The sequence below is a fragment of the Gemmatimonas groenlandica genome, assembly GCF_013004105.1.
In the GTDB taxonomy this organism is placed as follows: domain Bacteria; phylum Gemmatimonadota; class Gemmatimonadetes; order Gemmatimonadales; family Gemmatimonadaceae; genus Gemmatimonas; species Gemmatimonas groenlandica.
The window spans coordinates 3,168,323-3,179,736 of record NZ_CP053085.1; the positions used below are offsets into that span (position 1 = coordinate 3,168,323).

An 11,414-nucleotide genomic window follows, 5' to 3' on the forward strand; every position below is an offset into this window, starting at 1 on the left:
GCTACTTCACGTAGACCGCGGGCTGCACATACCGGAACCGGTGTGTGAGGCCCGTGAGACTTTCCGAGTGTCCGACGAAGAGGTGTCCGCCGGGACGGAGCAGCGCCCAGTAGCGCTCGACGAGCTGCTGTTGGGTAGCCTTGTCGAAATAGATCATGACATTGCGACAGAGAATGGCATCGAACGGTCCCTGCATCGGCCACCGTTCCATCAGATTCAGCTTCGCGAAGTGGACCAGCCGCCGGAGCGGCTTGCCCGCCTCGCACACCTCTCGGCCCTGCGGGTCGCGCGTGCGGGTCCAGTACTTCTGCATCCACGCCGAGGGCACGTCGACCATGATCTCGGCCGGATAGGTGGCCGCCTTCGCCGTGGCCAGCACGCGATGACTGAGGTCGGTCGCGAGAATGCGCACGTCACGCGTGTTGATGTCGCTGAAGCTCTCGTTGGCGAGCATCGCCAGCGTGTACGGCTCTTCACCACTCGAACATCCGGCGCTCCAGATCCGCACTGGACCCTTCAGCGTCGGGAAGACCGCGTCACGTAGGTAGTCGAAGTGCGACGCCTCGCGCAGGAAGCTGGTCTTGTTCGTGGTGAGCGCATCGATCATCTCGGCGAACTCGCGGCGCGACGGCTCCTTCTCGACGAAGTCGAGATACGCATCGAAGTCCGGCAAGTTGAGCTTGCGCAGCCGCTTGGCCAGACGGGCACGAACAAGCCCCTCCTTGCCTTCGCGCATGCGGATTCCCGCGTGCTCGTGGAGCACGTCGGTGATTCGCGCGAACTGCGCGGGCGAAATCTCGCATTCCGTGAAGAATGCGCTGCTGGAGATCGGGGCGGCCATCGGAGAACCAGAGAAGGGCGGAAGGATGCGCGTCAGGCCGCGTGCGACTGCGCGGCTTCGAGCGCCGCGATCTCGCTGCTGGCGAGCACCTTGTCGATGTCAAGCAGCAACTTCACACGTCCGCCGGCCTTGCCGATGCCAAGCAGGAATTCCGTGCGAATGCCGGCGCCGAAACTCGGCGCGTCCTCGATGTCCGCTTCCGCGATCGCGACCACTTCACTCACGCGATCGACCACGATGCCGGTCTGGATGCCGCGCATCTGCACGACGATGATGCAGCTGTCCTCGCTGCCGTCGTGCTCCATGCGGAACTTGGCTCGGAGGTCCGTGATCGGGATGACCTTGCCGCGCAGATTGATGACGCCGCGCACGAACTCCGGCATGCGGGGTACGCGCGTGATCGGCTGCATGCCGATGATCTCGCTCACCTTCAGAATCTCGAGACCGTATTCTTCGCCGGCGAGAAAGAAGGTGAGATACTTGCCCGCGCGGGACTGCGTGGCGACGGTGGAAACCGATTCAGTCTGCGTGCTCATAGCTCGCTCATTTTGGAAAGAGGGTACGCGGGTCCCACGACCCGACTGCTGTGTGGTATCGGCGCCCCCTCGTCGGAGCTTGACTCGAACACGTGTTGCCCAAAGGTCCCAGCGACACCGGGACCCGTGATGATTACGTCCTGATCAGGCGGCGGCCTGTCGGTCGCGGCGCACCGGCGACGGCTCGTGGCTCTGCGCCAGCGCCACGGTTTCGGTCACGTCGAGGATGAGCCCCACGCGACCGTCACCCAGAATCGCGCCACCGCTCACGCCCGGGACCTTGCCGAGGCCGTCGCCGAGTGTCTTGGCCACCACTTGCTGCTGACCGAGCAGATCGTCCACGAGCAGGGCGGTCCGGCGATCGCCGTCGCCCACGATCATCAGCAGGCCATCGAGCGGCGACTGCACCGCGCCGTGCACATCGAAGAGACGGTGCAGTCGGATGATCGGCAGCAGCTCGCCGCGCAGCAGCACCGCCTCACCACGCCCAACGACGGTCGAGAGCATCGACTGCTCCGGACGGAAGCTCATGTGGATGTGCGTAAGCGGCACGATGAAACGCTCATCGCCGACGCGGACCAGCATACCATCAGTCACCGCGAGCGTCAGCGGCAGGCGGATGGCGAACGTGGTGCCCTTGCCCGGCGCCGACGTGATGTCGATGCGACCGCGGATTTTCTCCAGGTTTCGCCGCACGACGTCCATGCCGACGCCGCGTCCCGAGATGTCCGTGATCTGCTCGGCGGTCGAGAAGCCGGGAGCGAAGATCAGGTTGAACACGTCGCTGTCCGTCATGCCCTTGTCGCTGTCGATCAGCCCCTTTTCGATCGCCTTCTTGACGATCTTGTCGCGATGCAGGCCGCGGCCGTCGTCCTTGAGCTCCACGACCACGTTGCCCGAGGCGTGGTAGGCATGCAGACGCACCACGCCCAGACGCGGCTTACCGTTCGCCACGCGCTCATCGGGCCCTTCAACGCCGTGGTCCACCGCGTTGCGGACCATGTGCACGAGCGGATCGCCCAGCACGTCCACCATGTTGCGATCGATTTCGACATCGTCGCCATCGGTGACGAACTGCACCGTCTTGGACGCCTTCGAGGCCGTGTCGCGCACGACGCGCGTGAGCTTCTGGAACGTCGCGCGGAGCGGGACCATGCGCATGGACATACTGAGGTCCTGCAACTCACGGACGATCTTGCCGGCGTGCGTGACCTTGCGCAGCAGGTCATGCTGCTTCCCCGCGCCGAATAGCTCGTCACCGGCAATCATGGATTGCGCGATCACCAACTCACCGACCATGTCGATCAGGCGGTCGAGTCGATCAGTGCGCACGCGAATCGTGGCATCGGCATTCGACTCCACGCGCGGCTTGTTGCCATTCCCGCTGGCCGCAGCGGACGCCGCTGGCGTCGAGGCGACCGGGGCGGCCGACGTCGAAGCGACCGGGAAGATATCGTCGGTCTCGGACACGGCCCGCACGGCAGTCGGCGCGAGCGGCTGGACCACCGGCAGCATCACGCCGTCGGCGTCGCGCGTGGGGTCGTAGCCGGCGAGCGCGTCGAGGAGCTCGTGGTAACCGTCGGGAATCGGCAGCTTGCCGTCGCCGTTCAAGCCGGTTTCCACCGACACGAGCAGCGCCTTGAGCATGTCGGCCGACCGCAGCGAGAGATCGGCGCACCCCTTGGTGTAGGCAATTTCCTTGTCGCGCACGCGACTCAGCAGGGATTCTGCTTCATGCGCGAAGGCGGCGATGCGGGAGAGTCCCAGGAAGGCCGAGGTGCCCTTCACCGTATGGAAGGCGCGGAAGACGGTATTGACCGCTTCCTCGTCGTCGGGGAACTCCTCGAGTTGCAGCAGCGCGGCTTCCGAGTTGACCACACATTCGTTGCTCTCCGTAATGAAATCGGGGAGCAGGTCGCGGTCGGCATCGTCAGGCAGCTGATCGACGCCCACGTGGTGCTGCAGTGAGCGCTTCTGTTCGTGCGGCGCTTCGGGTTCGTCGAGCTCGAATACGGGCACGCTGGCGGTCACGGCGGCGGCGGCCGTCTCGGCGGCGCGCGCCACGATGCGGTCAGCCGGCGACACGCTGCCTTCACTGGCGCGCATCGCTTCGTCGATCGCGCCGCTGACATCGGCGAACGCGGCCGGAATATCGGGCGCCGTTCCATTGACGATGGTGCCGAGCACGCGCGCCGCGCGGGCGACGAACGGCTGCGCACGTAGCGGCACGCGATTCTCGAAGGCGAGATCGGTGAGCGCTTCGCGCAGCATCGCAAGATCGGCGGTATCGGTTGCTTCCAGCTGCATCAGCAGCGTGGCGGCATCATCGAGATTCAGAGAGGACACGGGCAAACCGTCGGAGGGCTACAGTCGGTACCCACTTGGGTACGATCATCACTGAGCAGTATCGGCTCGCATGGCCGTCAGGTTTACCACTGTTCGCCAATTCGACCCCGCTACGACGAACGGCCCGTACCAGTGATGGTACGGGCCGCCGTAGTCACGCGTCGGAGCGGGGGGGACGCTACGCCGCGGGAGCGCGCACCGCCGTGAAGATCTCGTCGGCCAGCGCTTGGCGCGTTTCCGCGTTGAGTGTCGTGGCGTTCGGATCGTAGGTCGCTTCGTCGGGCGCACCATGCTGCCCATCGGAAATGACCTTCACTTGGTCTGCATTGTGATCGAAGAGCTTGGCCACGTCGAGCAGCCGGTTCTCCATCTCGACCAGCACCGCTGACGCGTGCGAGAGCTGCTGCGACGTGATGTCCTGGAACTGGAGCGCACCCATCATGAGAAAGAGCTCGTCGCGCAGATTCGCACGAATACCACCGGCCTTCTCCCGATCGGGGGTGTCCGCGGCATCGATCGTATCGAGCTCGTCGACCATCTGCGTCGCGCGGTCGCAGGCGTCCATGATGTTGATGGCCGCGTCTTCCGTCGCCGACGTGACTTCACGGATCTTCTCGTGCGTCGTCGCGAGCTTCTCGAGTGCGGTCGTCTGCAGCGCGGCGCGGCTCTCGCGCAAACGCGACAGCACGTTCAGGATCTGCGCGTTCGCCTGTTCGAGAATCTGCGGCAGTTCGGACAGCGAGAGCATCGGAATCACTCGCGCTGGCGGCTCGGCGGCGTCTCGGACATCATGCATGCCTGTCAGCTCATGGTCGACGAGGCGGAGGGCCGCCTCCGACTCGTACAGGACTTCCTGCGCACGGGTACTGGTCATTGGACTGGTCCTCAGGCCGCGGCTGCCGGGAGGAGCGCGTCGATCTTCTCCTTCAGCACCTGCGGAGTGAATGGCTTGACAATGTAGTTGTTCACGCCTGCTTCCATTGCCGTCAGGATGTCTTCCTTCACGGAGCGCGCCGTCACCATGAGAATGGGCACATGGCGCCCATCATCACGCGACCGCAGCACTTTCGTGAACTCGGTGCCGCTCATGTTGGGCATGTTCCAGTCCGTGATCACGAACTTGATCGAACTGTCGAACTTCGCCAACGCTTCCTGACCGTCGCCGGCTTCGACGGTGTCGTTGAAGCCGATCCGCTGCAGCGAATTGATTACGATGCGCCGCATAGTCGCGGAATCGTCCACCACAAGGAACTTCATACAGCCGGTCTCCTGATCGTGCCGGTCGGAGTGGGCCGCAGACCTACAGATCGCCGCGCGTCAGAATGCGGCGCGCTACCTGGTCCACGACATCGAGAGTGTTGTAGGCGCCCGTGAGCACCTTCGTGCGTAGCTCGGCCACACGTTCCGGGTTCAGGGCGTTCGCCTGCTCAGTGTTCAGGCGACGACCCGCGTCCGAAATCTGGACCGAGTCCGACTTCACCGGCTTGGTGGCCGGTGACTGCGTGATCTCCTGCGCGGGACGCTGTACGGCAGGGCTGCTCGTCGGCGTCGGGCGTAGTGGATCGAAACTGCTTCCGTTTATTCGCATAGGGGTTCCTCCTCCTCACATGGGACTATCGGCAGGAATGGCGCGCAACTTTACAAGTCGGGAGGATTTCCTTATCCCGGAATGCGACGTCCCTGTCGCCCAGTGACACAGGTAGAGCCCGTTCGGGACCGAACCACGGTCCCGGCGGTCATGCACCGAGCTATCGGCTCGGCCGTGCGGGGTAGCTGATGTCGAGCGTGGGGGCCGGAACATCCTGCTCCGACAGATCCCCCTGAAAGTGCACGGCAGCCCCGGTGTGCCACGGCTTTCCATCCGTGCCGCTCACCAGGTATGCCGCCCGCAATCGCAGCAGTTCGACCTCGTCATGCTCCATCAGTGCCTCGTGCTGAGCCGCCTGATCGAGCTCGTCCAGCTTCTCCTGCAACAGGGAGCCGAACGCCTCGGGGGTGGCCGGTCGTATGGACATCGTCGGCTGGTCTCAGATCAGCGGAGACGGTCAACCAGATGTGCTCCGGCGGCCGCTCCGTATCCAAGTCCTGCGCTGCTCGCGCGCTGTACCGCGTCAAGCTCGCTCCGGATCTCGTCGGTCCGGCGCGCCACCCTGGCGGCCAGTTCCATCGTGACGCGGTGCGACGTGCTCAGCGCTGCGGACACTTCCGTGAGCAGCGCATCCGCGTCATCGACCGCCCGTTCCGTCGCCGCATATAGAGGGCTATCGGCTGTCGGGCGTTCGAGACGCAGCATCACCAGATGTTCGGTGAGGTCCTGCAACATTTGGTCGCGCTGTTCAAGGAGGCTGAACAGGCGGTCGTCATCTTGGCCGACCACCTCGACGGCTTCGCGTGCGAGCGCATCCGCGCTGGCACAGATCGCCAGCGCTCCGCGAGCCGCCGCTTGGCGAGCCTCGGGACTGCGACGACCGAACCGGCCGCTGCGAATGGTGTCGAAGGCGTTCATGATCGGGTTCCGGGTCACGCGGTCTTCAGCTTCGCCACGCCGACGTTGCCGGCGGCGGAGGAGAAGCCGTCTCGGAGCGCCGTCGCGATGTTCACGAGCTTGCGCATCGTGGCCACATCACCGCGCTGCCCGATGTCGACGAGCTCATAGAGCATGAACTGATACAAATCGGCCAACTGATTGGCGAGCGCTCCACCCTTCTCGAAATCGAGCGTGGCCAGCAGCTCGCCAACCAGGCCGCGCGCGCGGCGCAGCGACGTGACACGCAACTCGATATCCTTGCGGTCCATCGCGATCCGGGCGCGCTCCAGGTTCACAACCAGCTGTTCGAACACGATTACGACGAGTCGCTCGGGAGAGGCCGACTGGATCTCCATTTCGCGATACGACGAGGACTGGCTGGCGTAAGACATCGGGGACAGTGGCTGGAGTCAGAACAGATACGTGGACTGCGTCTCTCTCTCGAGTATCGGCAGTTACCCGTTGCCCTGAAGTCCCTTTACACTGGAAAGCAGCGAGCTGCTCTGCGACGTGAGACGGCTCATCGCTTCTTCCATACGCGTGAACTGCGCCACGAGCTGTTCGCGCTTGAGTTCAATGCGCTTCTGCGCATCGGCCTCGCGCTTTTTCAGCAGAATCGTGTTCTGATTGATGTTCTTCAGCTGCGCGCTGATCGTCCCGACGCCGAACTGCGTCGCGTTGTCGGTTGCCGTCACGAACGCCTGCCCCACACCCGAGAAGCCGAAGAGGGCTTCGATTTCGCTGGGCTTGTCGGCGAGGGCGGTCTTGAAGGTGTCCTGGTTGAACGTCAGGATCCCGTTCCGGTCCAGCGTCACACCAGCGATGGTCAGCTTGTTGTACGTGGGGTTGCTGCTCACATCGGTGCGGAGCGCTTCCTGAAACGTGCTCACCACACCGCGCAACAGCGTATCGGCGTACAGCGGTGCATCACCCAGACGCTGCTCATCGAAGAACTTCCGGATCTCGTTGTACGAGTCCACGAACTTCTGCACGGAGTCGACCGTCCCCTTCACGTCCCGATCGATCGTCACATCGATCTCCGTGCCGGGTTCGGCCGTGCTCAGCGAGAGCGTGACGCCGGCAATGGCGTCGGTGATGTTGTTGGTCGATCGCGTGACTTCGCGACCGTCCACCCGGATCACCGCATCCTGACCCACTTGCAGTTCACGACTCCGTCCGGCCACCGACGTGCTGGCCGAGCCGAGCGAGCCGGTCGTACCGTCGGCATGCGTCACCGACATCGACATCGACAGGCGCGAAGCGCCGCCCGTTTCGTCGGTGAGGCGCATGCGTCCGTCGCTCCCGAGAGCCGCGGTGGCCGTGCGCGAGCCGGAGCCGAAGCCCGTGGTGGCGTCGTTCACCTTGTCGAGCAGCGTCTGCATGGTATCGCTCGCGCCAACGACCAGTCCGATCGTCACGGCGGTACCATCGCCGCGCATCCCGCGGATGTTGATGGCATCGCCGACGGCCAAATTGGACGCGGAACCTCCGAACTTGAGTCCGACCAGCGACGTCGCGGCACCGGCGACGGCATCGGCCGCGTCGGTGTACACGGGCGTCTGCACCGTCTGCTTCACACTGCCGGTGGTGCCGGCGGCAAAGCCGAGCGCATCGATGACCGCCTGCGAGTCGGCATCACCATCGACCGCCGTGACGTTGCCGTCGACGACCAGGCGATAGCGTGTCTCGCTACCGTAGGCTTCGGATTCCACCGAGGCCGCACCGCCAGCCGCGTTGATCTTGGCCGCGATCGACGCAATCGACTCGGTCGCCAGATCGGCGGTGATAAGGGTACTACCCACCCGAATGGAGGCCGGTTGCGGGGACACCGCGAGTCCGAGTGCCGCCGCCGCGCTCATGCTCGCCGACGAAATCGGCTTGCTGCGCGTGTCGATGAAGCCGAGCTCGCGCGCCATGCCACCGGTGCCGTCGGCAATGGTCACGCCGGACGCGCCAGCGGTGTTGCTGGTCAGCACGAGACGACCGGCGGTTCCGCCTTCGCTCACGATGGCCGCCGTCACCCCGATATTGGCGTCGTTGATCTTCGTCCGGATGTCCGCGAGCGACTCGGTGCCGACGATGTCGATCGACGTCCCGTTAATCGACATGGATCCGGTCAATCCTCGCGCCGCCGTGGTGTCGGCGACCGAGGCGCCGCCGATCTTCGCCGTGTCGGCGAGTTGCAGCACCTCAACGCGATAACGCCCCGGCGTCGCGGTGAGCGAGGCCGTGGCCGACAACAACGTGCGGGACGTGCTCGGACTGGGCGGGACGGTCGCCAAAAAGCCGCCGAACCCGGTGCGTCGCAGATTGCGCGCATTCGTGTTCAGCGTTTCGACGAGGCCCTGCATCTTGGTCCACGCCGTCTTCTGTGCCGCGCGCTTCGTGATGCGATCGGTAATCGGTGTGACCTGACGGGCTTCATAGGCCTTGATCGTCGAATCGACGATATCGCCCCATTGAATGCCGGTGCTCAGTCCACTGATGTTGATCGGACTCGACATGCGTTCCTCCTACTGCTTTTCTAAGGCCAGACCCCGGGGCCGGCAAACTCGCCGACCCCGGGGTTAATCACCTACTGGAGAACTTCAGGTTTAGCGGAGCAGCTGGAGCACGTTCTGGCTGCCCTGGTTCGCCTGCGACAGCATGGCCTGTGCAGCCTGCGTCAGAATGTTGTTCTTGGTGAATGTGGCCATTTCTTCCGCCATGTCGACGTCGCGGATGGTCGACTCGGCCGCGCGGACGTTCACGACGGCAGACTTCAAGTTCTGCACCGTGTAGTCGAGCACGTTCTGGCCGGCACCGATGTTGGCGAGCGTGGAGTTCACCGCATCAAGGGCCGTGTCTGCATTGGCAAGCGTCGACGACGCGGAGAGCGACGTCAGCGTGAGCGCGGCATTCACGGTGACCGTGCCGTTGGACGACGAGTCAGAAACCTGGAACGTGAGCGAGGCGAACACCGAGGCGCCCTGGAAGTCCGCATCCGCCAGGATACGAGCCGACTCAGTCTGGAGCGTAGCGATTTCGGTGCCGAGGGTGGCCGACACGGTGCTGTTGTTACCCGTCGACTCCTTCTGCGTGATCAGTTCCTTCTGACGTTCGATGATGCGCTGGATCGTGGACGCTGCACCTTCCGCGATCTGAAGCATCGCATTGCCCTGCTCCGCATTCGAAGCCGCCTGCGTGAGCGACCGGCTCTGCGTGCGAAGCTTGTTGGCGATCGAGAGACCAGCCGCATCGTCAGCCGCACGGCTGATCTTGAGGCCAGAGCTCAACTTCCGCATGCTGTTCTCCGTCGCCATGTTGTTGACGAAGATGTTGCGCGAAGCAGTGATGGCGCCGACGTTCGTGTTGATACGCATGAAACTATCCTCCGTGATGTTTACTCTGAGGCATCCGTGCCTCGCCCGGATCCGACTATCGAATCGCGGTCAGATGATATTGTCGTCCGAGCTCGAAAGAACTTGAGCGGGAGATTTCGAATGCTTCGCTCGGATGGAACGCCGTATCACAGTTCAGGCGCACTCGATACGGCAGTGGCGCGCATCGTCACACCATCGGCGCCTCACGCATGACGTCGCGCCCCAGTGACATCGAAGCGTGGCTGGTGGCGGGCCAAACGGCGCTCGATGCGGGCCATCATACCGACGCCGCCGCCGCGTTTGCGCGGGTGCAGCACGCGCTGCCCGGTGAGATCACGGCGGCGCTGCTGGTGGCCAACGCCTGGCGGCTGGCGGGCAACACGGTGGCCGTGCGCGATGCCCTGCTGTCCGCGTTTCGTCACGCGACCGACGCCACGTCCGGCCCCGCTCCTATAGAAAGCGCCGAGGTCACGGCGATCTATGAACTCGGCGCCGCGTTGCTCGACGCGGGAGCACCCACCGAAGCACGGCGGCTCTTTGAACGGGTGGTGCGAAAACGCCCCAAGGACCCGGCCGCGCTGGGCGCGCTGGCTGGTGCGACGCGGGCGGAAGGCGATCCGCAGCGGGCATGGCCGATCGTGCAGCGCGCGATGGCGATCGCTCCCAAGCAGCCGGCGCTGCTGCTGACGGCCGCCCAGATCCGGCACGCGCTCGGCGATCTCACCCGCGCACGGTACTGGCTCGATCGTGCGGAAACCGTGCGTCCGGCCCATGTACCAACGCGGCTTCAGCGCGCGCTGACCTCTCTTCTCGAGGGCCCCAGTGCGGAAGGCTGGGCGGACTTCGAACACCGCGGATTGCCCACTCCCCCGGACACTGGCGCGGCCGCGTGGCACGGCGAACCGCTCGATGCGCAGTCGATTCTTGTCACGGCGGAACAGGGTCAAGGCGACAACTTCCAGTTCGTGCGCTACGTGGCCGCGCTCTCTCAGCGTGGCGCATCGCGCGTGGTGGTGGAGTGTCATCCGGGCGCGTTGTCGCTGTTCATCGCGAGCGGCTTCGACGCGGTGGCGAAGGGCGAAGCGCCGGTTACCGACTGGTACGTACCGATGCTGTCGCTGCCGCATCGGCTGGGAGCCGGCGCCGACGTGGCCAGTGCTGGCATCCCGTATCTGCGCACGGGGGTGGCCGCGCGTCCGAGTGCGGCACCGTCCAGGCGTCGTCGCGTGGGCGTGGTCTGGCGGGGGAATCCGGCGTTTCTGTCGACGACGCTGCGGGATTTTGACCCGGCGTTGCTACCGCGCCTGCTGGATATCCCGGACGTCGAGTGGGTCTCGCTGCAGGTTGGCGCAACGATCGGCGAGACGCCAAGCACATTTCTCAAACCGCAATTGTCTTTGAACTGGCTTGATACTGCTTTATTGCTGGAGCAGTACGATGCCTTGGTCAGCGTGGACACGGGTACTGCCCATCTGGCCGGTGCGATGGGAATCCCCACCTATATCCTGCTCCCCTTCACCCCCGATTGGCGCTGGGGGCTCGCCACCGACGCCACGCCCTGGTACCCGGCGGCGCGACTGATCAGACAGCGAGCGCCGCGTGACTGGGCGAGCGTCGTCGAGGCGTTGGCTCGCGCACTCGGCTCGTAGCGTCCGGCAGATTCTGCCGGATCCGGAGGACGACGTTGCCGATTCACGTCGCGCCACAAGCCCGGCAAACCTGCTAAGATGTTGAATAGCAATGACTTGAATATGGCACATTCCGTGCATTTGGACGGGTCGCCATGCCTGTCTCCTCGTCTC

General features: G+C 64.5%; 12 protein-coding genes. 1 reads left to right on the forward strand and 11 read right to left on the reverse strand.

Annotated elements, in window-relative coordinates; genetic code table 11:
• Position 1: 1 nt before the first annotated feature.
• The 11 genes from HKW67_RS13400 to HKW67_RS13450 form a co-directional block, all read right to left on the reverse strand.
• Positions 2-841 carry a CheR family methyltransferase gene (locus tag HKW67_RS13400; protein WP_171225856.1) on the reverse strand — a complete coding sequence of 280 codons (840 nt, stop codon included), beginning with the start codon at positions 839-841 and terminating at the stop codon, positions 2-4.
• A gap of 32 nt (positions 842-873) precedes the next feature.
• Positions 874-1,377 (reverse strand): chemotaxis protein CheW, encoded by a 504-nt coding sequence (locus HKW67_RS13405; RefSeq protein ID WP_171225857.1) that lies wholly within the window; start codon positions 1,375-1,377, stop codon positions 874-876.
• 144 nt (positions 1,378-1,521) lie between these two features.
• The gene (locus HKW67_RS13410; protein WP_171225858.1) at positions 1,522-3,723 is read right to left on the reverse strand and encodes a chemotaxis protein CheA; all 2,202 of its coding nucleotides are present in this window, start codon (positions 3,721-3,723) and stop codon (positions 1,522-1,524) included.
• 178 nt (positions 3,724-3,901) lie between these two features.
• Positions 3,902-4,597, reverse strand: a complete 696-nt coding sequence (locus HKW67_RS13415; protein ID WP_171225859.1) for a hypothetical protein — start codon at positions 4,595-4,597, stop codon at positions 3,902-3,904.
• 11 nt (positions 4,598-4,608) lie between these two features.
• Positions 4,609-4,980, reverse strand: a complete 372-nt coding sequence (locus tag HKW67_RS13420; protein ID WP_171225860.1) for a response regulator — start codon at positions 4,978-4,980, stop codon at positions 4,609-4,611.
• 43 nt (positions 4,981-5,023) lie between these two features.
• A complete protein-coding gene (locus tag HKW67_RS13425) occupies positions 5,024-5,311 on the reverse strand; it encodes a flagellar biosynthesis anti-sigma factor FlgM (protein ID WP_171225861.1) in 288 nt (95 codons plus the stop codon).
• 160 nt (positions 5,312-5,471) lie between these two features.
• Entirely contained in the window at positions 5,472-5,738 is a 267-nt protein-coding gene (locus HKW67_RS13430) for a hypothetical protein (RefSeq protein WP_171225862.1), read from the reverse strand.
• Positions 5,739-5,755: 17 nt separating this feature from the next.
• The gene (locus HKW67_RS13435) at positions 5,756-6,229 is read right to left on the reverse strand and encodes a hypothetical protein (protein WP_171225863.1); all 474 of its coding nucleotides are present in this window, start codon (positions 6,227-6,229) and stop codon (positions 5,756-5,758) included.
• 14 nt (positions 6,230-6,243) lie between these two features.
• Complete coding sequence (gene fliS / locus HKW67_RS13440; RefSeq protein WP_171225864.1) at positions 6,244-6,642, reverse strand: flagellar export chaperone FliS; 399 nt, start codon at positions 6,640-6,642, stop codon at positions 6,244-6,246.
• A 63-nt stretch (positions 6,643-6,705) separates the two neighbouring features.
• Complete coding sequence (gene fliD, locus HKW67_RS13445; RefSeq protein WP_171225865.1) at positions 6,706-8,754, reverse strand: flagellar filament capping protein FliD; 2,049 nt, start codon at positions 8,752-8,754, stop codon at positions 6,706-6,708.
• Between the two features lie 90 nt (positions 8,755-8,844).
• Entirely contained in the window at positions 8,845-9,612 is a 768-nt protein-coding gene (locus tag HKW67_RS13450) for a flagellin N-terminal helical domain-containing protein (protein WP_171225866.1), read from the reverse strand.
• Positions 9,613-9,821: 209 nt separating this feature from the next.
• Between HKW67_RS13450 and HKW67_RS13455 the strand changes: the two genes are divergently transcribed.
• Positions 9,822-11,261, forward strand: coding sequence for a tetratricopeptide repeat protein (locus HKW67_RS13455; protein WP_171225867.1), 1,440 nt, complete (start codon positions 9,822-9,824; stop codon positions 11,259-11,261).
• Positions 11,262-11,414 lie beyond the last annotated feature (153 nt).